This window comes from Microbacterium sp. BE35 (assembly GCF_031457705.1).
Taxonomy (GTDB): domain Bacteria; phylum Actinomycetota; class Actinomycetes; order Actinomycetales; family Microbacteriaceae; genus Microbacterium; species Microbacterium trichothecenolyticum.
In genome coordinates, this window is the sequence record NZ_JAVDXD010000001.1 from 423931 (window position 1) to 447527 (window position 23597).

18 protein-coding genes are annotated in these 23597 nt (G+C 69.9%); 11 read left to right on the forward strand and 7 right to left on the reverse strand.

The genetic code is table 11. From position 1 onward, the window contains the following. Nucleotides 1–18: 18 nt before the first annotated feature. Nucleotides 19–2706, reverse strand: a complete 2688-nt coding sequence (locus J2Y46_RS01840; protein WP_310239841.1) for a family 78 glycoside hydrolase catalytic domain — start codon at nt 2704–2706, stop codon at nt 19–21. 265 nt (nt 2707–2971) lie between these two features. On the opposite strand from J2Y46_RS01840, the gene J2Y46_RS01845 reads away from it, so the two are divergent. The 3 genes from J2Y46_RS01845 to J2Y46_RS01855 all read left to right on the forward strand — a co-directional run bounded on the left by J2Y46_RS01845 (nt 2972) and on the right by J2Y46_RS01855 (nt 6234). Beyond that, on the forward strand, nt 2972–4291 hold the full coding sequence (locus tag J2Y46_RS01845; protein ID WP_310239842.1) for an ABC transporter substrate-binding protein: 1320 nt from the start codon (nt 2972–2974) through the stop codon (nt 4289–4291). A 96-nt stretch (nt 4292–4387) separates the two neighbouring features. Then, nucleotides 4388–5320, forward strand: coding sequence for a carbohydrate ABC transporter permease (locus J2Y46_RS01850; protein WP_045299755.1), 933 nt, complete (start codon nt 4388–4390; stop codon nt 5318–5320). After that, on the forward strand, nt 5317–6234 hold the full coding sequence (locus tag J2Y46_RS01855; protein ID WP_396653142.1) for a carbohydrate ABC transporter permease: 918 nt from the start codon (nt 5317–5319) through the stop codon (nt 6232–6234). Before J2Y46_RS01850 ends, J2Y46_RS01855 begins: the two co-directional genes overlap by 4 nt. A gap of 12 nt (nt 6235–6246) precedes the next feature. Here J2Y46_RS01855 and J2Y46_RS01860 read toward each other — a convergent pair whose 3' ends face one another. Beyond that, nucleotides 6247–7029: a nucleotidyltransferase domain-containing protein gene (locus tag J2Y46_RS01860; protein ID WP_310239844.1), complete on the reverse strand. Its 783-nt coding sequence runs from the start codon at nt 7027–7029 to the stop codon at nt 6247–6249. 179 nt (nt 7030–7208) lie between these two features. Between J2Y46_RS01860 and J2Y46_RS01865 the strand changes: the two genes are divergently transcribed. The 6 genes from J2Y46_RS01865 to J2Y46_RS01890 all read left to right on the forward strand — a co-directional run bounded on the left by J2Y46_RS01865 (nt 7209) and on the right by J2Y46_RS01890 (nt 14374). Further along, the gene (locus tag J2Y46_RS01865; RefSeq protein WP_045299752.1) at nt 7209–7604 is read left to right on the forward strand and encodes an L-rhamnose mutarotase; all 396 of its coding nucleotides are present in this window, start codon (nt 7209–7211) and stop codon (nt 7602–7604) included. Next, nucleotides 7601–8767, forward strand: a complete 1167-nt coding sequence (gene rhaI, locus J2Y46_RS01870; protein ID WP_045299750.1) for an L-rhamnose isomerase — start codon at nt 7601–7603, stop codon at nt 8765–8767. The genes J2Y46_RS01865 and rhaI overlap by 4 nt, the downstream gene beginning before the upstream one ends. 197 nt (nt 8768–8964) lie before the next feature. Next, a complete protein-coding gene (locus J2Y46_RS01875; protein WP_310239847.1) occupies nt 8965–9867 on the forward strand; it encodes an alpha/beta hydrolase fold domain-containing protein in 903 nt (300 codons plus the stop codon). A gap of 60 nt (nt 9868–9927) precedes the next feature. Beyond that, a complete protein-coding gene (locus J2Y46_RS01880) occupies nt 9928–11964 on the forward strand; it encodes a bifunctional aldolase/short-chain dehydrogenase (protein ID WP_310239849.1) in 2037 nt (678 codons plus the stop codon). Next, nucleotides 11961–13388: a rhamnulokinase family protein gene (locus tag J2Y46_RS01885; RefSeq protein WP_045299744.1), complete on the forward strand. Its 1428-nt coding sequence runs from the start codon at nt 11961–11963 to the stop codon at nt 13386–13388. Before J2Y46_RS01880 ends, J2Y46_RS01885 begins: the two co-directional genes overlap by 4 nt. Continuing rightward, the gene (locus J2Y46_RS01890) at nt 13385–14374 is read left to right on the forward strand and encodes a serine hydrolase domain-containing protein (RefSeq protein ID WP_310239851.1); all 990 of its coding nucleotides are present in this window, start codon (nt 13385–13387) and stop codon (nt 14372–14374) included. The genes J2Y46_RS01885 and J2Y46_RS01890 overlap by 4 nt, the downstream gene beginning before the upstream one ends. Nucleotides 14375–14380: 6 nt before the next feature. On the opposite strand, the gene J2Y46_RS01895 is transcribed toward J2Y46_RS01890, so the two are convergent. After that, a complete protein-coding gene (locus tag J2Y46_RS01895) occupies nt 14381–15397 on the reverse strand; it encodes a LacI family DNA-binding transcriptional regulator (protein WP_045299740.1) in 1017 nt (338 codons plus the stop codon). A 134-nt stretch (nt 15398–15531) separates the two neighbouring features. After that, a complete protein-coding gene (locus J2Y46_RS01900) occupies nt 15532–18051 on the reverse strand; it encodes a glycoside hydrolase family 3 C-terminal domain-containing protein (RefSeq protein ID WP_310239853.1) in 2520 nt (839 codons plus the stop codon). A 176-nt stretch (nt 18052–18227) separates the two neighbouring features. Here J2Y46_RS01900 and J2Y46_RS01905 point away from each other — a divergent pair, with 176 nt between their 5' ends. Together J2Y46_RS01905 and J2Y46_RS01910 are read left to right on the forward strand one after the other, a co-directional pair. Beyond that, nucleotides 18228–18374: a hypothetical protein gene (locus J2Y46_RS01905; protein ID WP_169748698.1), complete on the forward strand. Its 147-nt coding sequence runs from the start codon at nt 18228–18230 to the stop codon at nt 18372–18374. A gap of 48 nt (nt 18375–18422) precedes the next feature. Beyond that, nucleotides 18423–20030, forward strand: coding sequence for an MFS transporter (locus tag J2Y46_RS01910; protein ID WP_310239855.1), 1608 nt, complete (start codon nt 18423–18425; stop codon nt 20028–20030). A 46-nt stretch (nt 20031–20076) separates the two neighbouring features. Here the strand turns inward: J2Y46_RS01910 and J2Y46_RS01915 are convergent, their stop codons facing one another. From J2Y46_RS01915 to J2Y46_RS01925, 3 genes are read right to left on the reverse strand one after another with little or no spacing between them, the layout of a single operon-like run. Beyond that, entirely contained in the window at nt 20077–20922 is an 846-nt protein-coding gene (locus tag J2Y46_RS01915) for a transglutaminase family protein (protein WP_045299736.1), read from the reverse strand. Next, complete coding sequence (locus J2Y46_RS01920; protein WP_310239859.1) at nt 20919–21851, reverse strand: alpha-E domain-containing protein; 933 nt, start codon at nt 21849–21851, stop codon at nt 20919–20921. Before J2Y46_RS01920 ends, J2Y46_RS01915 begins: the two co-directional genes overlap by 4 nt. Next, nucleotides 21845–23530 carry a circularly permuted type 2 ATP-grasp protein gene (locus J2Y46_RS01925; protein WP_045299732.1) on the reverse strand — a complete coding sequence of 562 codons (1686 nt, stop codon included), beginning with the start codon at nt 23528–23530 and terminating at the stop codon, nt 21845–21847. The genes J2Y46_RS01920 and J2Y46_RS01925 overlap by 7 nt, the downstream gene beginning before the upstream one ends. Nucleotides 23531–23597 lie beyond the last annotated feature (67 nt).

Sequence of the window (23597 nt, forward strand, 5' to 3'; positions counted from 1 at the left end):
TGGTGACGGATGGCGCGATCAGGCCGGGACGACCGCGCCGGGGGTCGCGACGGCGGGCGCGGTGACCGCGAGGCGGTGCGTGCCGTGGCCGAGCTCGGTGGGGGCGGGAGCACCGTCGAGGGTCACGGCGGAACCGGCCGTCACCGGCAGGTCGAGCACCGCGCGCGATCCGAACGGCACCTCGAGGGTGGCCTCGAAGACGTCGCCGTCGACGCGCCAGTCGATCGCGAGGCGCCCCTGCGGGGTCTGGATCGACGCCGAGGCGTGCTCGAGCCCCACGGCCGGGCGCGGAGCCACGTGCACGGTGCGGTACCCGGGGTCGTCGGCATCCGGGGCGAGGCCCGCCACGGTGCGGTAGACCCAGTCGATCATCGCGCCGTACGCGTAGTGGTTGAACGAGAGCATGCCGGTCTCGTCCTCGGAGGCGTCCTCGGTGGGCAGGGCGTCCATCGCACCGGAGTGGATGCTGCCGTCGGGAAGGATGGCATCCCAGCGCTCCCACACCGTCGTCGCGCCGCGGTCCACCTGGTACAGCCACGACGGCGCGTCCCGGCGGAGCAGCATGAGGTATGCCTCGTCGAGGTGGCCCGACCGCGACAGCGCGAACAGCACGAGGGGCGTGCCGAGGAAGCCCGTCGCGATGCGGCCGTTCTCGCGGCGCACGTTCGCGGCGAGGGCATCGGCGATCTCCGCGCGTCGCTCGGCAGGAGCCAGGGCGAACTCGAGGGCGATCGCCGCGCCGCTCTGGGTGAGGATCGCCTCCTCACCCCAGCGCTCGAAGGTCGCGGCACCGACGCGGTCGGCGAGGGCCTCGTAGGCGGCGGCGCTGCCGGCGTCACCGAGGATGCGCTCGGCGCGGGCGAGCAGCCGTGCCGACCACGAGTAGAACGCGTTCGAGACGAAGTCGCTCGAGACCTTCGCCTCCCACGGCCGCTCGCCGGGGGCGTCGGGGTCGAGCCAGTCGCCGAACTGGAAGTCGCCGCCCGGCAGCACCACGCCGTCGCCGGCGCGGCGACGCAGGTGCTCCACCCAGCGCCGCATGCTGCTGCGCTGACGATCGAGCACCTCCGTGGAGCCGTACGACTCGTAGACGGAGAGCGGCACGATGGTGGCGGCATCCGCCCATCCGGCCCGGCCCATGTTCTCGGTCGGCACACCTCCCATCAGCATGTCCTGCGGCCGGATGATGTCGGGCACGACCGCCGGCACACCGCCGCAGTCGGTCTGGTCGATCTCGAGATCGCGCAGCCACGACATCCAGAACGACTCGGTGTCCATCAGGGTGTTCGCCGTCGCGGCGAACGCCTGGGCGTCGCCGGTCCAGCCGAGGCGCTCGTCGCGCTGCGGGCAGTCGGTCGGCACCGACACGAAGTTGTCGCGCTGGGACCAGAAGACGTTCGAGTGGAACCGGTCGAGCGCCTCGTGCGACGACGAGAACGTGCTGCGCGGCGCGAGGTCGCTCGAGATCGCGACCGCCGTCGCCGAGACGACCTCGGCGCCCTCGACATCGGCGTAGCGGAAGCCGTGGAACGTGAAGGCGGGCTCGAGCGTGTGCTCGCCGTCGCGGTCGAGCGTGTAGACGTCGGTGGCCTTGGCCGACCGCAGCGCCTTGACATGCAGGTCGCCCGACGGTTCGAGCACCTCGGCGTGGCGCACCGTGACGACATCGCCCGCGCGGCCGCGCACGACAAGGCGCACCCAGCCCGAGAGGTTCTGGCCGCCGTCCAGCCGCGTGCGCCCGGCGTGCGAGGTCGGCGTCATCGGCAGCTCGGCCACGACCCGCACCGGCGGCGCGGAGCGCGGCTCGAAGCGCGCGGCGTCGATGTCGACGACGGATGCCGCGACCCAGTCCTCCCCGGCGAATCCGAGCTCATGCACCGCGGGGTCGTCCAGACGCAGATCGGTCACCGTGCCGTCGTAGATGCTGGCGCTGCGGAGCGGTCCGAACCCGGTCCGCCACGAGGCATCGGTCTTCGCCACGACCTCGCCGTCGGCCTCGATCTGCGCGAGCGCGCAGGTGCGGTCGCCGTAGATCGCCTGTCGCCGGGCGAAGCCGAAGCTGCCGCGGTACCACCCGTCGGCGACGGCGAGGACGATGACGTTCGCGCCCTCGCGGAGGAGCGCCGTGACATCGAGGGTGTCGATGACGATGCGCTCCTGGTACGACGTCCAGCCCGGGGTCAGCAGGGCGTCGGTCGCGCGGACGCCGTTGATCCATGCGTCGACGAGCCCGAGGGCGGTCAGGCGCAGCCGGGCCGCGCGGGGCACGCGATCGAGCGAGAACTCGGTGCGCAGGAGCGGGACCGGCCCGTCGGCAGCAGTGTCGGCGCCGATGACGGATGCCTCGAGCCCGGGGCCGTCGACGCCGGCTTCGACGACGAGCGGCTCGCTCCAGTCGCTCCACCCGGTCGACGTCGCGACCCGCACCGCGAAGGCGCGCCGCTCGCGGGGGGCGAGCTCGACCGGGACCACGATGCCGACCGTTCGGGAGTCGGCGACCGGCTCCGCCGGAGTGGGCTCGGCGCCTTCGGCACCCTCGGCCAGCTGGTAGCCGACGAGGCGGGCATCGGGATCGTCGCTCTCGGCGCGCCAGCTCAGACGCAGCCCGGTGCGCGGGACGCCGAGCAGTCCGCGGCCGTGCTGGCAGCGCAGCCCCACGACCCGAACGGCGGTGTCGACTGCGGTGGGAGAGGGAAGAGCCGTCATGGCTGTGTCCTTTCGGGGGTCGGCCGCGTCGCCGACCCGCTCGACAATCGTGAAACGATTCATGGTTCTTGTCAATCGAAGTGTAGACCGTTACACGATCGTGACGGATCAGTTCGGATCCCACTGTTGACCCCGCCCGCGAACGGACGTACCTTACGAGGGTTGAATGGTTTCAATGCCACCCGGGCAGCGACTCTCTCAACGCAGCACCAGGGAATCCGGCAGCGTGGGCGGACCATCCGCTCGGCTTTACAAGGAGGTAAAGATGAAGAGCTCTTCCACCCGGAGAGTGCTCCTCGCGAGTGCAGGCATCGTGGCACTCGCCGTGCCGCTGGCCGCGTGCAGCGGCGGCGGTTCCAACGACGGCAAGGTGGAGATCAGCTATCTCACCCAGAGCGACGACGCCAACACCAACCAGGCGAAGGCGCTCATCGCGGCCTTCGAGAAGGCCAACCCCGACATCACCGTCAAGCTCGAGACGCAGCCCGGCGGGACCGAGGGCGACAACCTCATGAAGACGAAGCTGTCGACGGACTCGATGAACGACGTCTTCCACTACAACTCGGGCTCGCTGCTGCAGGCGCTGAACCCCGACCAGACGCTCGTGAACCTCAGCGACCAGGACTGGGTCGACGGGCTCACCGACGACTTCAAGGCCGTCGTCTCGACCGACAACGGCCTGTACGGCGCCCCCTGGGGCACGTCGTTCGCCGGCGCGGTGCTCTACAACAAGAAGGTCTACGAGCAGCTCGGCCTCGAGGTGCCCACGACGTGGGACGAGTTCATCGCCAACAGCGAGAAGATCAAGGCCGAGGGCGGCGGCGTCGCCCCGATCCTGCAGTCCTTCGGTGACACCTGGACCAGCCAGCTGTTCGTGCTCGGAGATTTCGCGAACGTGTCGGCGGTCAACCCCGACTGGGCCGAGGAGTACACCGCCAACGACCCGAAGGCGAAGTACGTCGAGGAGCCGGCGCTGGCTGGTTTCACGCACGGCCAGGAGGTGTTCGACAAGGGCCTGCTGAACGAGGACTTCGCCTCGATGACCAACGCCCAGGCGATGGGCGCGCTGGCGACCGGCGCCGGCGCGCAGTACCCGATGCTCTCGGCGACGATCTCGGCGGTGCAGCAGGACTACCCCGAGAACGTCAACGACATCGGCGTGTTCGCACTGCCGGCGGCCGACGCGGCCGACACCTCGATCACCATGTGGCAGCCGAACGCGATCTACATCGCCAAGACGACCGAGGGCGACAAGCTCGACGCCGCCAAGAAGTTCGTCGCGTTCGCCAACTCCGACGAGGGCTGCCAGGTGCAGAACGAAGGCGGCTCGATCGCAGGGCCCTACGTCACCAGCGCGTGCACCCTGCCCAGCGACGTGCCTGACCTGGTGAGCGACATCCAGGCCTACTTCGACTCCGGCAAGACCGGCTCGGCGCTCGAGTTCCTGTCGCCCATCAAGGGACCGAACCTCGAGAACATCACGGTCGCCGTCGGATCCGGCATCACCGGTGCCGAGGACGGCGCGGCGCAGTACGACGAGGACGTGAAGAAGCAGGCGCAGCAGCTCGGGCTCGAGGGCTGGTGACCCGACCCGGGATCCACTGAGATCAGGTAGCACAGGGGCCGGCGGCGGCACGCCGCCGGCCCCTCTTCACACCGGACCTTCACAAAGGAGTGATCAATGACGACCGCAGTAGCGCCGACCGGAGCGGCCCCGCCGGCCACCCGGCCGGGCAAGACAGATCCGAAGCGCAAGGGCATCCGCAGCCCCTACCCCAGCTGGTTCTACATCCCGGCGGCCGTGCTGTTCATCGTGTTCTTCGCGGTGCCCACGTTCGCCTCGTTCTACTTCTCGCTGACGCGCTGGACGCTCTTCGACGTCCAGTTCATCGGCTTCGACAACTTCGTGCAGTTCTTCCAGGAGCCCCAGCTGGTGCAGGGCTTCATCAACACCTTCATCTACGGCTTCGTCACCTCGGCAGCGAAGGTCGTCCTCGGCCTGGCGCTCGCCCTGCTGCTGACGGGCCCGACCCTGGGCCGCGGCTACCTGCGCGCCGTCGTCTTCTTCCCGGTGCTGGTCTCGACGATCGGCGTCGGCCTCACCTTCAAGGCACTGCTCGACCCGTTCCACGGCGTCGTGAACAACGTGCTCGGCTTCTTCAACCTGCCCGAACCCGGCTGGTACACCGACCCGAACCTGGCGCTGCTGACCGTCGCCGGGGTGGACATCTGGAAGGGCGTCGGGATCGCGACGCTGATCTTCATGGCCGGCATCGTCGCCATCCCGCACGAGTACTTCGAGGCTGCCCGCATGGACGGCGCCGGCGCGTGGTCGGTGTTCCGCAACATCACTCTGCCGCTGGTCCGCCCCGCCACCGCGACCGTCATCATCCTGTCGCTCATCGGCGGTCTCCGAGAGTTCGCCATGATCTGGGCGATGACCAAGGGCGGCCCCGGGTTCTCCAGCGACGTGATCGCGTCCGTCATCTACAAGCAGTACCAGGCCGGCTTCTTCGGCCTGTCCACCGCCGGCAACGTCATCCTCTTCCTCGTGGTCACCGCGATCATGGTGCCGGTGTCGTGGTTGCTGAACAGAAGGGAGGCGGAGCTGTGACCGTCACCGAGACCCTCACCACCGCCGACGCGCGCAAGCTCCGCGGCGGCCGCGCCCCGAAGGGCGATCGACGCCCGATGACGGTGCGTCGCTGGATGCGGAAGTACCTCGTCGGGATCATCGCGATCATCGTGTCGATCGTGGTCTTCCTCGTGCCCTTCATCTTCGTGTTCCTGCAGGCCTCGAAGAGCTCGCAGGAGGCGGGGCTGATCCAGTTCAGCTTGCCCACCGAGTGGCAGTTCTGGCCGAACTTCCTCGAGACCGTGCAGAAGAACGACTACCAGGTGCTGTGGGCGTTCCTCTGGACCACCGTCATCACGGTGTTCAGTTGCGCGATCATGGTCGTGTTCGCCGCGATGGTGGGCTACGTGCTGCAACGCAAACGCTCGCGGCTGAACCCGGTGATCAACTTCTTCGTGCTCGCTGCGCTCATCGTGCCGCCGGCCGTCGTCCCCACCATCTGGGTGCTCCAGGGTGTCGGGCTGTTCAAGACGATCCCCGGCATGGTCCTGATCGAAGCGACCTTCGGACTCGCGTTCTGCGTCCTGCTGTTCCGCGCGTTCGTCGCCACCATCCCCAAGGAGCTCGACGAGGCCGCCATCATCGACGGCGCAGGACCCATGCGACTGTTCTTCGGCGTCGTGCTCCCCCTGCTGAAGCCCGTGATCGTCACCGTCATCGTGGTGCAGGCGGTGTTCGTCTACGGCGACTTCCAGAACCCGCTGTACTTCCTGCCCGGCAACGACTACCCCACGGTCCAGCTCGGCCTGTACAACTTCCAGAGCCAGACCGTCAGCCAGTTCAACCTGCTGTTCATGTACATCCTGCTGACGACCATCCCGCCGCTCATCATGTACATCTTCTTCAACCGGCAGATCGTCGCGGGCATGACCAGCGGAGCGATCAAGGGGTGATGGACGGTGGCTTCACCAGAACTCCGCGGGCACGGTGCCCCGGAGCCAGGCGAGTTCGTTGTCGCGGATGAACGTCGACAGCGCCTCGTCCGGGGTGAGGCCACCGCCGACCCAATCGTCGAGGATGCGGATGAGCTCGGCACCGGACTCGGCGTCGGGGTCGTCCACGACCCGACTCCACACCTCGACGAACCCCGCAGGCGTGGGAACGGATCGCACCAGCCTCGAGACGTACTTTGGGCCGGGAAGCATCACCCGGTCCGCTGCGAGTGCCGCGCGCGCGGCAGCCAGCGCCAGGTGGAGTCCGGCGTGGCGGCGGAGGAATCCGTCGCCGCGCTCGACCGCCTGGCGCAGGAAGTAGCCGCCGTACAGGTGGGCCTGCGCGACGAACGAGCGAACGCGTGCGTCCCACACCTCGTCCGGAAGCTCGACGATGCGGGCGATCGTCTCGTCGAGCCCCGGGAGCACGGTCCAGGCCACCCGGGCGCCGAGGAAGGATGCCCGCGTCGGGTCGTCGGCCTCGTCGACGGCGGTGGCGAGATACGACGGGCTCACGAGCTTGATGTCGATATACGAGCCGGGGTAGTCCAGATCCTGACGCTCGATCCAGGCGTAGCGGCCCTGCGCCGTCTCGGCGGCGAAGCGGTCGTCGTCGACGACGAGGTACACATCGACGTCGGAGCCCTCGCGCTCCCGGCCCTGCGCGACCGATCCCACCAGCACCACGCCCAGCACCCCGGGCTGTTCGCGCACGGAGTCCACGTACGCGGTCAGTGCCCGCTCCTGATGCTCCACTCGTGCTCCCTCGCCTCGAATCCGCTCCCACGCTATCGACACCGCGGTGCGCAGCGCGTACGATTCCGAGGAAAACGCTCTCCCGCTTGCGGACAGCACCCGGAGCGTCTATCGTTGAAACGATTCATCGACGGCGGCTCTCCGCCGCCACCCCCGCCCATCCGAGGAGCGAGCCACCCATGACGAGCGCGACCGCGACGAAGCGCGTCTGCTTCCAACTGACGGTGCGACCCGAACTGCTGGACGAGTACATCGCCCGCCACACCCCGGTGTGGCCAGAGATGCTCGCCGAGATCGCCGCCTCGGGTCGCCGCAACTATTCGCTCTTCCTCGGCGAGGGCGGACGCCTGATCGGCTACTACGAGACCGACGACGACGAGGCCGCACAGGCCTACCTCGCGGGCTCCGACGTCGCCGCGCGCTGGGAGGCCGAGATGGGCCGCTTCTTCGTCGGCCTCGAGGGTCGGCCCGACCAGGCGGCCACCCCGCTGACCGAGATCTTCAACCTGCACGACCAACTCGCCGCCGCCCGGGGCACGGCGACCGACACCACCGAAGAAGGCACCGCATCATGACGACGCTGTCACCCGACATCCAGTCCGCGCTCGAAGGCCAGGGCATCGAGCTGCCCAGCTGGGCGTTCGGCAACTCCGGCACGCGCTTCCGCGTGTTCACGACTCCCGGCACCCCGCGCGACCCGTACGAGAAGATCGCGGATGCCGCGCAGGTCAACGCCTACACGAAGCTCGCGCCGAGCGTGGCCCTGCACATCCCGTGGGACAAGGTCGACGACTACTCCGACCTTCGCCGTCATGCCGAAGACCTCGGCGTGAGCCTCGGCACCATCAACTCCAACACCTTCCAGGACGAGGACTACAAGTTCGGGGCGCTCACGCACCACGACGACCGCATCCGCAACAAGGCGATCGACCACCACCTCGAGTGCATCGACATCATGGATGCCACCGGCTCGCGCGACCTCAAGATCTGGCTCGCCGAGGGCTCGAACTACCCGGGGCAGGCCGACATCCGTGCCCGCCAGGACCGCCTGCAGGACTCGCTGCAGAAGATCTACGACCGGCTGTCGGACGAGCAGCGCCTCGTGCTCGAGTACAAGTTCTTCGAGCCGGCGTTCTACCACACCGACGTTCCGGACTGGGGCACCTCCTACGCCCAGGTCGCGAGCCTCGGCGACAAAGCGATGGTCTGCCTCGACACCGGCCACCACGCGCCCGGCACCAACATCGAGTTCATCGTGATGCAGCTGCTGCGCCTCGGAAAGCTCGGCTCGTTCGACTTCAACTCGCGCTTCTACGCCGACGACGACCTCATCGTGGGCGCGGCCGACCCGTTCCAGCTGTTCCGCATCATCTTCGAGGTGGTGCGCGGCGGGGGCCTCAACAACCCCGACGTGGCGTTCATGCTCGACCAGTGCCACAACGTCGAGGACAAGATCCCCGGGCAGATCCGCTCGGTGCTCAACGTCCAGGAGATGACCGCCCGGGCGCTCCTCGTCGACCGCGACGCCCTCGCCGCCGCGCAGCAGGCGAACGACGTGCTCGCCGCGAACGCCGTCTTCATGGACGCGTTCTACACCGACGTCCGGCCGGCGCTCGCCGAGTGGCGCGAGTCGCGCGGACTCGCGGCCGACCCGATGGCGGCGTACGCGGCATCCGGTTACCAGCAGCAGATCGCGGCCGACCGCGTCGGCGGCACGCAGGCCGGCTGGGGCGCGTAACCCGCCGACTGCGCCCACTGGGGCTTCGCCCCAGACCCCCGGCCGCTGACGCGGACCAGACCCACCGGGGGCGTGGGATGCCGATCCCCGCGCCCCCGGTGCACCACCAGATCGGCAGCTCCGCAGTCAGAAACTGCGAAGCCGCACGATCGGAAGCCGCAGAAAGTGACTGCGGAACAACGATGTGAAGGACCGACATGAGCGAGCCCTACTCCGCCGGCGACGGACTGGTGCGCGTCTACCCCGCGCGAGAGCCGAACGGCACCGGTCTCGTCTGGGCGCACGGCGGCGGGTTCGCCGGCGGCGACCTCGACATGCCCGAGTCCGACTGGGTCGCGCGGCAGCTGTCGGCGCGGGGCACGACGGTCGTGTCGGTCGACTACCGCCTCGCACCGGCTCAGGAGCAGTGGGATGCCGCGGGTCGCGCGCGCAGCGGCCACCACTACCCCGCGGCATCCGACGACATGCTCGCGGCGTGGTCGTGGACCGTCCAGCGCGCCGACCGCCTCCGGGTCGACCGGGGCCGCCTCGCGATCGGCGGCACGAGCGCCGGCGGCAACCTCGCCGCAGGCGCCGCGCTGCGACTGATCGAGCGACGCGCGCCGCTTCCCGCGCTCGTGCTGCTCGCCTACCCGACGCTGCTCGCCGTGCAACCCGCACCGGGTGCCGCGCTGCGTGCCGCGCTCGACGCCCAGCCCGAGGCCGATCGCTTCGGCCCCGCTGCGGTGCTCGGGATGTACGAGAACTATCTCGGCGGCCCGGTCGACCGTGCGCCCCTCGGCGCGATCCCCGGACTCGCCCGACCCGTCGACCTGATGCAGTTCCCACCCACCTTCATGGTCAACGGCGACGTCGACGAGCTCCGGGTCTCGGGCGAGGCGTTCGCCGCGTCGCTGCGCGCCGCCGGCCGCCCCGTGGAGGTCGTGACCGAGCCGGGCACCGACCACGGCCATCTGAACCGTCCGCACGAGCCCGCGGCATCCGTCACCATCGCGCGTCTTGCCGCAAGCCTCGCCGCCCTCCCGCTCCACACGCCCGCTCCCGCCCCGCCCACCTCCCGCACTCTCCCCGCGACTCGCCACGACACGCCGGTGGCCTGACCTGCCGCTCGGCGTGTCTCGGCGACTCGAAGACACAGACCACACACGAAGGAACGCATCATGACCAACCCGGCCGTCACGGACCTGATCACGAGGTCGAACCGCCTCGGCGCCGACCCGAAGAACACGAACTACGCCGGCGGAAACACGTCCGCCAAGGGCACCGAGACCGATCCGGTCACCGGTGAGCCCGTCGAGCTGCTGTGGGTCAAGGGCTCGGGCGGCGACCTCGGAACGCTGAAGGAGTCCGGCCTCGCAGTGCTGCGCCTGGACCGCTTCCGCTCGCTCGTGAACGTCTACCCGGGTGTAGACCGCGAGGACGAGATGGTCGCCGCGTTCGACTACTGCCTGCACGGCAAGGGCGGCGCCGCCCCCTCGATCGACACCGCGATGCACGGCCTCGTCGACGCGAACCACGTTGACCACCTGCACCCCGACTCGGGCATCGCGATCGCGACCGCCGCGGACGGCGAGGAGCTGACCGCGAAGATCTTCGGCGACAAGGTCGTGTGGGTGCCGTGGCGTCGCCCGGGCTTCCAGCTGGGCCTCGATATCGCCGCGATCAAGGACAGGAACCCGCAGGCGATCGGCACGATCCTGGGCGGCCACGGCATCACCGCGTGGGGAGACACGTCGGAGGAGGCCGAGCAGAACTCGCTCTGGATCATCGAGACCGCCGCCGCCTACATCGCCGAACACGGCGAGGCCGAACCCTTCGGCGGCGTCCGCGCCGGCTTCGAGGCGCTGCCGGAGGTCGAGCGCCGGGCGAAGGCCGCCGCGCTCGCCGCGACGATCCGCGGGCTCGCGTCGACCGACAAGCCGATGGTCGGGCACTTCACCGACGCCGAGGTCGTCACCGACTTCCTCGCCTCCGAGCGCGCCCCCGAGCTCGCCGCGCTGGGCACCAGCTGCCCCGACCACTTCCTGCGCACCAAGGTCAAGCCCCTCATCCTCGACCTGCCGGCCGACGCCTCGATCGAGGAGAGCATCGCGCGCCTCCACGAGCTGCACGAGGCCTACCGCGCCGACTACCAGGCCTACTACGACGCGCACGCCACGGCCGACAGCCCGGCGATCCGCGGCGCCGACCCGCTCATCGTCCTCATCCCGGGTGTCGGCATGTTCTCGTACGGCGCGAACAAGCAGACCGCCCGCGTCGCCGGTGAGTTCTACATCAACGCCATCAACGTGATGCGCGGCGCCGAGTCGCTCTCGACCTACACCCCTATCTCCGACGCCGAGAAGTTCCGCATCGAATACTGGGCGCTCGAAGAGGCGAAGCTCCAGCGCATGCCGAAGCCCAAGACCCACCAGGGCCGTATCGCACTCGTCACGGGCGCGGCATCCGGAATCGGCAAGGCCATCGCGACCCGCCTCGCCGCCGAGGGCGCGTGCGTCGTCGTCGCCGACCTCGATCTCGAGAAGGCGCAGGCCGCCGCGGCGGAGCTCGGGAACACGGATGTCGCCATCGGCGTCGCCGCGAACGTCGCCGACGCCGACGCGATCCAGGCCGCCTTCGACGCGGCCGTGCTCGCGTTCGGCGGCGTCGACCTCGTCGTCAACAACGCCGGCCTGTCGCTGTCGAAGCCGCTGCTGGAGACCACCGAGAAGGACTGGGACCTGCAGCACGACGTCATGGCGAAGGGCTCGTTCCTCGTCTCGAAGGCCGCCGCGAAGATCCTCATCGAGCAGAAGCTCGGCGGCGACGTCATCTACATCTCGTCGAAGAACTCCGTCTTCGCCGGCCCGAACAACATCGCGTACTCGGCGACCAAGGCCGACCAGGCCCACCAGGTGCGCCTGCTCGCGGTCGAGCTCGGCGAGCACGGCGTGCGCGTCAACGGCATCAACCCCGACGGCGTCGTGCGCGGCTCGGGCATCTTCGCCGCCGGCTGGGGCGCCAACCGCGCCGCGACCTACGGCGTCAAGGAAGAGGACCTCGGCCAGTTCTACGCGAACCGCACCATCCTCAAGCGCGAGGTCGTGCCCGAGAACGTCGCCGACGCGGTGTACGTCCTCACCGGCCCGGAACTCAGCCGCACCACCGGCCTGCACATCCCCGTCGACTCCGGCGTCGCCGCCGCGTTCCTGCGATGACAGAGGCCACCGGCGGGGTCGTCGCGGCCGTCGACCTCGGCGCGACCAGCGGTCGCGTGATGCTCGGCTACGTGGACGACGGGATGCTGCGCCTCGAGCAGGTGTCGCGATTCCCCAACGGTCCTGTGCCCGGGGCCGACGGCGAGCTGCACTGGGACTTCACGACGTTGTACCGGCACATCGTGGAGGGCCTCACCGAGGCGCTTCGTCGAGAGCCAGGCATCGCGAGCATCGGCATCGACTCGTGGGCCGTCGACTACGGTCTGGTGAACGGGCAGGAGCTGCTCGGCGAGCCGTTCCACTACCGCGACGAGCGCACCGCGCGGGGCGTCGAGCTGGTGCACGCGCGCGTGCCGTTCGGCGAGCTCTACCGCCGCAACGGGCTGCAGTTCCTGCCGTTCAACACGCTCTATCAGTACGCGGTCGAGCCGGGGCTGCGAGACGCGAGCTCTGCGCTGCTCGTTCCCGACCTCGTCGCGTTCCTGCTGACCGGTGCGCGTGTCGCCGAGCGCACGAATGCGTCGACGACCGGCCTTGTCGACGTCCGCACGGGCGAGTGGGACCTCGAACTCGCGGCGCGGCTCGGGATCGAGACATCCGTCCTCCCTCCCCTGGTCGATCCCGGCGTGGTGCTGGGCACCCTGCACGGAGAGGCGCGCGAGCGCGTGGGCGCGCCGCTCGAGGTGGTCGCGGTCGGCTCCCACGACACGGCGTCGGCCGTCGTCGCTGTGCCGCTCAGCACCCCCGACGCGGCGTACATCTCGTGCGGCACGTGGGGTCTCGTCGGCGTCGAGCTCGACGGACCCGTCGTCAGCGACGCGGCCCGCGAGGCGAACTTCACGAACGAGGGTGGTGTGGACGGGCGCGTGCGCTTCCTCCACAACGTGACGGGCCTCTGGCTGCTGAGCGAGGCGGTGCGCACGTGGGAGGCCGAGGACGGCGCGGCGATCGATCTTCCGGCTCTGCTGGATGCTGCGGCATCCGTCTCCGGCGACGTCCCCCTGTTCGACGCCAACGACCCGCGCCTGTCCGCTCCGGGCGACATGCCCGCCCGCATCGCGGCGGTGCTCGGCGAGGCCGGCGCACCCGCACCCGCGACGCGCGAGGCGTTCGCCCGGACGATCGTCGAGAGCATCGCGCAGGCCTTCGCCGACGCGGTCGCGACCGCCGGCAGGCTCACCGACCGCGACATCGACGTGATCCACATCGTCGGCGGCGGCGCCCTCAACAGGCTGCTGTGCCAGGCGACGGCCGACCGGTCGGGCCTTCCTGTGCTCGCAGGACCGGTCGAGGCGACGGCCCTCGGCAATGTGCTCGTCCAGGCGCGCGCGCACGGCTGGTTCGGCCCCGACGCGACCCTCGAGGACCTGCGGCGCGTGGTCGCGGCATCCGTGTCTCCCGACCGGTACGAGCCGCGCCCGTGACCGGCTACGCAGCAGCGTTCGACTGGGCGCGACGGCACGTGGAGGCGGAACGCCTGCCCAGCGCGGTGTTGGGCATCGCGACCGCCGACGGAGTCGTCGCGCTCGACGCGTTCGGCGCGACGGACGGACGGGCTGCACAGGTCGAGGATCCGTACTGGCTGTTCTCGGTCACCAAGGTGCTCACCGGCCTCACCGCGGCACGCGCGATCGAGCGCGGTCTGCTCACGACCGAGACCCCCCTCAGTGCGGCGCTTGCCGAGTTCGGAGCGGGCCGCGACGACGTCGTGCGCCTGCGCCACCTCGCGAGCCACACCTCCGGCATCCGCGAACCCACGCTCGACCCCGCCGAGGGGCTACGCGCCGCACTGCTCGCGCCGGGCCGCGACTTCGCCGCCGGCACGGCCTCGCGCTACTCGACGGTGGCGTTCGACGGCATCGCCGAGCTCGTGCGCCACACCACCGGACGCACGTGGGATGCCGACGTCACGGAGTGGGCTGCCGCGCTCGGCGCGACCGGGTTCACGCTGGACCCGGCCGTCGAGCCGCACACGGTCGTCGATGCAGAGCGTCTGGGCCTGGACATGCGGGGTTTCGCGAGCCACCGCAACCCCGGCGCGGGCATGATCGGCACAGCGGGCGATCTCCTCGCGCTCGGATCGGCGCTGCTGCGCATCGGGCAGGGCGAGGCCGGCGGCGTCGTGCAGCCGGCGACTCTGGCGATGATGTGCCGTCCTCTCACCCGAGACATCCCGCGTCTCGAGCCGTATCCCGCCGAGCGTGGCCAGGACTGGGGCTTCACCTTCAACCTCCGCACGCGCGCTCCGGGACTCATCGACCGAGACGTCTACGGCCACGCGGGCTGGGCGGGCACGGAGTTCTGGGTGCACCCGGCGGCGGGCGTCGCCTGGGTGCTGCTGACGAACCAGGCCGAGCGGCCGGGCGTCGACGCCGACGAGCTCGACAACGCGGTCGTCGCCGCGCGCTGAACCCCCTCAGCCCGAGGGGGCGCGCGTGGACGTTCGGACCTTGAGCTCGATCTCGAAGATCTCGTGCATCGGCTCGGTGCGGCCGGCGATGCGTTCCAGCAGCATCTCGACAGCACGGGCGCCCATGGCCTCACCCGGTTGGTGCACGGTGGTGAGCCCGAGCCCCGGATGCGAGGCCATCGGGACGTCGTCGTAGCCGACGACGGCCAGCGGCACACCCGCCTCGCTCGCCGCGCGCATCGCGCCGAACGCGAGCTCGTCGTGGGCGGCGAAGACGGCAGTGGCGGTGGTCCCGTCGGCGAGCATGCGGCGCACGACCTCCGCCGATGGCCCCTCGCCCTCGTCGGTGCGCCAGACCATGGCGCGCTCCCCGAGCCCTGCGGCGTCCATCGCCGCCTCGTACTCGCGCAGACGCACCCCGTGCGGGAACGGCTCGAACGCGCCGGACTCGTGCAGAGTGAGGTGCGCGATCCGGCGGTGGCCCAGGTCGAACAGGTGCTGCATCGCCGCACGGGCTCCCGCGGCGTCGTCGCCGGCGACGACGTCGTACCGATCGGAGGTGTCGTGGCGCCCGAACATGACGACGGGGACGGAACCGGAGATCCGCTCCAGCCCCGCCTCGTCGACGCGCGGTGACACCGCGATCACGCCGTCCACCTGACGGTCCACCAGCGCCTCGAGCGCCCGCAGCCCCTCGCGCGATCCGGCTTCGGCGGGAGCGATGATGAGCTGGTACGGCGTTCCTTCGAGGGCGCTCGTCGCACCCCGCGCGATCCGCGCGAAGAAGTGGTTGGCCAGATCCGGAAGCTCGATCCCGAGTGTGTAGGTGCGCCCGCGCATCGCCCGTGCCGCGATCCGCGGACGGTAGTTCAGCTCTGCCATCGCGGCCGTCACGCGCTCGCGCATCCCGTCGCTCACACCGTAGGCGTTGCGCAGCACCTTCGACACGGCGGCGCGAGAGACGCCGGCCGCCCGCGCGACGTCTTCGATCGTCGCGTGGCGCGGCGGTGGGGCACCCGTCATGCTTCTCCTCGTCGATGCAGGTCTGCAGGGCAAACGTACCCCGGTGCGCCGGGAAAGCGTCGTCCGCCCCGCGGCGGCGCCACGGGGCGGACGGGTGGTCCGGGGGCGGCCCATGCAGTGCCGCCCCCGGTGTCTCAGCGCAGGTCCTTGCGGTTCACCTGGACGACCTCGCTGATGTTCCCGCTGTGGTCGGTGACGCGGAACGAGACGGTGCTCTTCGCGTCGACCTGCAGCGGACCCGTGTACGGGGCCCATGCCGAGGCATCCTGCTTGTTCTTCTGGGTCGAGTACTCGATCAGGGCGACGCCGCTCAGCTCGTCGGTCGCTGCGACGACGACCTTCTGGCTGCCGTTGAGCGTGATCGACGCGATCTTCGGTGCGACACGGTCGACGAACACGTCCTGCGTGAGCGGCAGGTCACGCGACGACGATCCGACGGCGAAGCTGTACTCGCCGTCCAGGACGGTCCACTCGTCGGCGTCCACGTCCCAGATGGAGAAGGGCTGGTTGCTCGCCGTCGAGTCGACGACGACCTCGACCCGGGTGCTCGCACCCGCCGCGAGTTCGACGCGGTCGAAGCCGACGAGCCGCTTGCCCGGCTCCTCTGCCGCCTCGGGCAGCGTCAGGTAGACCTGCGGGATCTCCGCCCCGGCGCGGGCGCCGGTGTTGGTCACCGTGAACGACACCTTCGACAGCACGTCGCCGGTCGCCGGGTCGTCCACGTGGTCGACCGCCAGGTCGCTGTACGCGAACGAGGTGTACGACAGGCCGTGTCCGAACTCGAACAGCGGCTCGATGCCCTGGGCGTCGTACCACTTGTAGCCGACCTGGAGGCCCTCGGTGTAGTTCACCTGGCGCGCCTCCGTCGACCCAGCGGGCCGGGTCGTCGATCCGTTGGAGAAGATGCCGGGGTAGCGTGCCGGGTCGCTTCCGGTCGGCGTGTCGGCCACCGACTTCGGGAAGGTCATCGGCAGCTTGCCCGACGGGTTGACATCACCCCACAGGAGCGCCGCGAGGGCGGGGCCCATCTGCTCACCGGCGAACCAGTTGCTGAACACCGCGTCGACGTCGTCGATCCACGGCATCTCGACCGCGGTTCCGCTGTTGAGGACGACGACGGTGTCGTCGTTCGCAGCGGCGACGGCCTGCACGAGCGCGTCACCGTTCGAGTCGAGGTGCAGGTCCGCCGTGTCGGCGAACTCGCCCGTGCGGATGTAGCCGAAGACGATGGCGACGTCCGCTTGGGCAGCGGTCACGGCGACCGAGGCGAGGTCGGCGCCGTTGTTGTACACGACGCTTCCGCCTGCGGCTTGGACGCGCTGCGTGATCGCCGTGAGCGGATCGACGACGTTGGCGCAGTTGAGCACGCCGCCCGCGCCGAATCCGCCGGCCGAGCACGCCTGCGCGGAGCTGATGCCATTGGTCGGCGTCTTAGAGGCGGTCGGACCGACGACCGCGACCGTGAGCGGTCCGTCACCGAGGGGCAGGATGGCGTCGTCGTTCTTCAGCAGCACCGCACTCTCCTCGGCGAGCTCGCGCGCCAGAGCGCGGGAGTCGTCCGTCGCGGTGACGGGCTTCGAGGTCGCGGGGAGCGGGTGGTCGAACAGCCCCTCCTTGATGTAGGTGCGCACGACCCGGAACGCGGCCTCGTCGATGCGCTCCTGGGTGACCTCGCCCGCGGCGAGGGCCGCGTCCAGGCGCACCGGCGTGAACCAGATCGGCCGGTTGAGCTCCTGATCGAGGCCCGCCATCAGCGAGGGCCCGGTCGAGTGAACCGAGCCGAAGTCGCTCATGACGTAGCCGTCGAAGCCCATCTTGTCGCGCAGGCTCGTCGTGAGGGTGTCGTTCTCGCACGACCAGACGCCGTTGATCTGGTTGTACGAGCACATCAGGCTGTCGGGGTCGCTCTCCTTGATCGCGATCTCGTACGGCAGGTCGTACACCTGGCGGAACGTGCGCTCGTCGATGTTCGAGGAGCTGTTGTTGCGGTCGAGCTCCTGCTCGTTCGCGACGTAGTGCTTGAGGTTCGCGATGACCGGCTTGTCGGGGCTGCTGCCATCCTCGATGCCGCGGACGTTCGCGGCGCCCATGAGGCCGGACAGCAGCGCATCCTCGCCGAAGTACTCCGCGTTGCGGCCCGAGAGCGGGGTGCGGCCGCTGGCGACACCGGGGCCGAGGATCACGTTGCTGCGGTTGTCGAACGCCTCGTTCGCGTGGATCGCGCCCTTCTGCTCGTTGAGCTCGAGGTTCCAGGAGGCAGCTATGGCGATGGGCCCCGGCCATGCGGTGGTGCCGGCTTTGCCGTGCGCACCTTCGGCGCCGTTGGAGTAGATCACGGTCGGCGTGCACTCCACCTGCACGGGGTAGACGACGCCGCCCGACCACGTCGTCTGCTGCGGGCTGTTCGCGGGCTGCTCCACGAGCCAGCGGTACTTCTGGTGCTGCGAGCTGGCGGCCAGCAGCGCCTCAGCCCGCTGGTCGGCGGACTTCGAGGTGTCCATCCATGGGACGGTGGTGCAGTCGGCGGCCGCAGCGGGTGCCGCCAGGGCGACCGTTCCGCCGGCGGCGATCAGTGCGGCGCCGAGCAGAAGCGCCGTCGTACGTCTGCGGGCGCGCGGATTTCGCGCGAGCTTGGTGGATCCAGAAGACATCATCGTGCTTTCCTCTCCCTTGAGGTCGATCCGTAGATCGCTCTACGTTTTGTAGACCGCTCTACGGTGACACGTTTCATCATCGAACGTCAAGGAAACTTTCAGCAGATTCAGAAGTCGCGTCGTGGAGTCCGTCAAGCCCCGGCCGGCGGCATCCGTCCCGCGCTAGCGTGACCGGCATGGACGAACGGCGAACCGACGACCAGGCCCCCGAAGGCGACAGCCCGCTGGGCGGAGACGACACCACCGAGGAACAACTCGAGGCCGACAACCCCGTCGAAGAGGAGACGCTCCAGACTCTGGACCCCGACAACCCTCCCGCCTGAGCGAGACAAGGTCTGGGCCGGCGTCAGATCGCTAGATAAGCTAGCTATATGACCTCGAGTTCGAGACGCCGCTGGGCGGGGCTGGTGTTCATCAGCGTCGCCGTCGCGCTCATCATCGTCGACTCCACCATCGTCAACGTCGCGATCCCCGCCATCGTCGACGACCTGGGGATCACGTCCAGCGAGGTGCAGTGGGTGCAGGAGGCCTACACCCTCGTCTTCGCGTCGCTGCTGCTCGTGTTCGGCGCGCTCGCCGACAGATGGGGACGACGACGGATGCTGCTCATCGGCGTCGTCATCTTCACCCTCGCCTCCGTCGGCGCCGCACTGGCGACGACGGGCGGGCTCCTGATCGGGGCGCGCTTCATCCAGGGCATCGGCGGGGCCATGATGCTTCCCACGACGCTGTCACTGCTCAACGCGACGTTCCGAGGACGCGAGCGGGCCATCGCCTTCGCGGTCTGGGGCTCGACGATCGGCGGTATGGCGGCCGTCGGGCCGCTGCTCGGCGGCTGGCTGACGACCGAGTTCTCCTGGCACTGGGCGTTCCTCATCAACGTGCCACTCGGCATCGCCATCGTGGTCGGGGTGCTGCTGACCGTGGACGAATCGCGCGGCGATGCCGCGTCGATCGATCTCTTCGGCGCGCTGCTGTCGGTGATCACCGTCGGCGCGCTCGTCTTCGGCCTGATCGAAGGACGCACCTACGGCTGGATCACGACCGACAAGCAGCTCACGATCGGCGGATGGACCTGGCCGTGGGACGTCTCACCCGTCGCCGTGGCCTTCGCCATCGCCGCCCTCGGCGTCGTGTCGTTCATCTGGTGGGGGCTGCACCGTCGTCGGGTCGGCAAGCCGACGGTCATCGCGTTCGGGCTCTTCCGCATCCCGTCGTTCCGCAACGGCAACATCGCGGCGATGGTGGTCTCGCTCGGCGAGTTCGGCCTGATCCTCGCACTGCCGCTGTGGCTGCAGTTCGTCCTCGGGTTCGAAGCCGTCCAGACCGGCCTGATCCTTCTGGCCCTGGCCATCGGCTCCTTCGCCGCAAGCGGACTGGCGGGGGCCCTCAGCGGACGCGTGGCACCGGTGTGGATCGTGCGCGTCGGAATCGTGGCCGAGATCATCGGCATCGCAGCGGTCGGGTTCATCATCGAGCCGGACGCGTCGTGGGTGCCGCTCATCCCGGCGCTCTTCGTCTACGGATTCGGCGTCGGACTCGCCACCGCGCAGCTCACGGGCGTGGTGCTCGCCGACGTGCCGACCGCCGAGGGCGGTCAGGCATCGGGAACCCAGTCGACGGCGCGCCAGCTCGGCGCGGCGCTCGGCATCGCCATCCTCGGCACCATCCTCTTCTCGACGACCTCCGCCGTCCTCACGGCGAGGCTCGACGACCGCGGGATCCCCGCCGAACAGCGCGACCAGGTCGTCTCGGCCGTCGTCGACAGTGCCGGCGGGGCGATCGCGGGCCTTGCCGGATCGCCTCAGACCGCGCCGCTCGCCGACGACGCCAAGGCCGCATTCTCGGAAGGCACGAAGTACGCCAGCTTCGCCGCCGCGGGCTTCCTCGCGGTGGGCCTGCTGGCCACGCTCTCCCTCGGCGGCGGCCGGCCGCGCGACGAGGAGCGCATCGAGGTCGAAGCCGTCGAACCGGCCTGAGCCGCAGCATCCGCCCGCCGAGACCCGGAGAGCTTCGGCAGCTCTGCTACGCCTCGCGCGTGATCGTGACCTTGACGTGGAGGTTGCTCTTGAACGGGCCGGCGTAGACGCCCCGCAGCGGCGGAACGTCGCCGTAGTCGCGGCCGCGGCCGACGAGCACGTGGCGGTCGCCGATCTCGATGTTGTTCGTGGGGTCGAATCCCTGCCACTGGCCCGCGAACCACTCGATCCACGCGTGGGACTCGCCCGTCACTGCGACGCCGACCTCCGCCGACGGCCGCGGATGCAGGTATCCCGACACGTACCGCGCCGGGATGCCGACCTCACGCAGCGCACCGAGTGCGATGTGGGCCATATCCTGGCAGACGCCTTTGCGCGCCTCCCACGCCTCGGCTGCGGTCGAGTGCACGCCGGTGATGCCGTGCATGTACTCGACGGCGTCGCCGATGGCGACCGCGATCGCGTGCGCAGCGCGGCCGGGGTGGTCGTGCTGCGCGGCGATCGACCGGGCGAGCTCGGCGACCTCCTCGTGGGGGCGGGTGCGCCGGGTCTGCGACAGCTGCTCGACGGTCTCGAGCGAGCGGGCCGCCTCGCGGGCGAGAACCTCCCACGTCACGTCGATGTGCTCGAGCGGCCGCGGACGCACCTCGACCAGCGAGCGAGCGGTGATCGTGAGCGACGAGTGGGGCGAGAGCACGTCGAACGCCGCGACCCGTGTGCCGAAGTAGTCGACGTACTGGTTGACGGAGGTCGACGGCTCGATGTCGAGAGACGAGTTGAGCACGAACTGGCTGTCGGTGGAACCCGGCAGCATGCGCGCCTCGTTGTACGACGCGGTCACGTCGCCCTGATAGCTGAAGCCGGTCTGATGCTCGATCCGGAGTCTTTTCATGAGATCTCTCCGATCCAGCTGGGCTCGGCCTGCGTCGGGAAGAACCGGCCCCGGATGGCTTCGGATGCCTCGCGCGTCACCGTCTGCACGCGGTCCATGTGCGTCGGCAGCTCGCCGAGGATCTCGGAGATCGGCCGGTATTCGAGGTCGTTGCGGATCTGGCCGAGCGCCCGCAGCACGGTGTTGGAGTGGCCCACGCGGTCCGCGCGGGGATCGATGGCGCTCATGCACTCCTCGGCGCGCTGGATCGAGTAGATGATCGAGCGGGGGAAGAGCCGGTCGAGCAGCAGGAACTCGGCCGCATTGCGGGCGCTCGGCATGCCTCGGTACGTGCGCAGGTACGCCTCGTACGCGCCGCACGAGCGCAGGATGGTCGTCCACGACGGACCGGATGCCTCGGTCAGCGACCGCGTCGCGAGCAGGCGCGCGGTCATGTCGGTGCGCTCGATGCTGCGCCCCAGCGTGAAGAACTGCCAGGCCTCGTCGCGGCTCGTCGACGAGTCCACGATGCCGACGGCGAGCGCCGCCCGCTCGCGCACCCACTGGAAGAACTCGTGCACGCGGTCGTTCTGCAGGCGCCGCGGCATGCGGGCGTTCGTCGTGTTGAGGGTCTCCCACAGCTCCGTCGAGACGATCTCCCGCGCGCGGCGGGCGTTCTCGCGCGCCGCCGTGAGCGCGTACGCGATGCTCGACGGGTTCATCCGGTCGACGGCGAGGCGCGCGAGCACGTCCTCGCGGCGTACCTGGTCGACGCCTTCGGGCGGCAGAGACCCCATGACGCTGAGGAGCGACCGGCACGCCGTGTCCTCATCGATCCACGGGTCCTCGAGGAGGAGCTGCAGGTGCACGTCGAGGATGCGGGCGGTGCCGTCGCTGCGCTCGATGTAGCGCCCGATCCAGAAGAGGCTCTCGGCGATGCGACTCAGCATGATGCACCTCCGTCCTGCTCCGCAGCCTGCTGCTGCTGCTCCTGCTGCTCTACGCGCGAGCGCGGGCGGTCCTGCGGCGAGTGCGTCGGCTCGGTCTGGGCGTCGTAGATGATCGGGATCGCCGCGGTCACCGTGGCTGCCTGGTCGGCGACCAGGCCGGCCACGCTCTGCCCCTGGCCGTACTCGACCTGGGCGGGAGCGGAGCCGCCGACGATCCAGGTGTCCTTCGACCCGCCGCCTTGGCTGGAGTTCACCACGAGCTGGCCCTCGGGAAGGGCGACGCGGGTGAGGCCGCCGGGGAGCACCCACACGTCCTCGCCGTCGTTGACCGCGAAGGGGCGGAGATCGGCGTGACGCGGACGCATCCCGTCCTCCACGAGCGTGGGGATCGTCGAGAGCATGACCACGGGCTGCGCGATCCAGCCGCGCGGGTCGGCGAGCAGGCGCTGCCGGAGCTTCTCGAGCTCGGCGGGTGAGGCATCCGGCCCGACGACCAGCCCCTTGCCACCGGAGCCGTCGACGGGCTTGACCACCAGCTCGTCGAGACGGTCGAGCACCTCTTCGAGGGCGTTCGGGTCTTCGAGCCGCCACGTGTCGACGTTCTTGAGGATGGGCTCTTCCGCGAGGTAGTAGCGGATGAGGTCGGGGACGTACGTGTAGAGCAGCTTGTCGTCGGCGACGCCGTTGCCGACCGCATTGGCGATCGTGACGTTGCCCAGACGCGCGGCCAGCATGAGGCCAGGGGCGCCGAGCATCGAGTCGGCGCGGAACTGCAGCGGGTCGAGGAATTCGTCGTCGACGCGGCGGTAGATGACGTCGACGCGCTTGGGGCCGCGCGTGGTGCGCATGAACACCTTGCCGCCGATGCAGAGCAGGTCGCGGCCCTCGACGAGCTCGACGCCCATCAGGCGGGCCAGCAGCGTATGCTCGAAGTAGGCGGAGTTGTAGACACCGGGCGTCAGCACCACGACGTTCGGGTCCTCGATGCCCGCGGGGGCGGAGGCGCGCAGCGCCGCGAGGAGCTTGTTCGGGTAGTCGCCGACGGGGCGCACCCGCATCGACACGAACAGCTCGGGCAGGGTCTGGGCCATGACCCGCCGGTTCGAGATGACGTAGCTGACGCCCGACGGGACCCGCACGTTGTCTTCGAGCACACGCATCTCGCCGTGCTCGTCGCGGATCAGGTCGATGCCCGACACCTGGATGCGCACGCCGTTGGCCGAGTGGATACCGGCGGCCTGACGGTAGAAGTACTGCGAGCTCGCGATGAGTCCAGCGGGCAGCACCTCGTCGCGCACGCAGAACTGATGCCCGTACGCGTCGTCGAGGAACGCCTCGAGTGCGCGCACGCGCTGCTTGACGCCGGCCTCGATGCGCGACCACTCGTCGTACGTGATCACGCGCGGCACGGCGTCGAGCGGGAACGGCCGCTCCTCTCCCGCGAAGTCGAACGTCACGCCCTGCGCGAGGTACGAGCTCGCGAGCGAATCGGTGCGGCCGCGCAGCTCCTCCTGGGTCATCTGCGCGAGCGCCTGGTAGAGCTCTCGATAGGCCTCGCGCGATTCGGCCGGCGCGCCCGGGTGGGCCGGGCTCCCGAACATCTCGTCGAACGCGGGTACCCCCGAGGGCGTCTTGCGCGGCGCCAGCGTGGAGCCGTAGCCGTCGAACAGATCACCCATGCGAAGAGCCTAATGCGGCCTTCGTTGCGCTCGTGTTTCCGAGCCGTTCTCCTGGTCCGCACTGGGA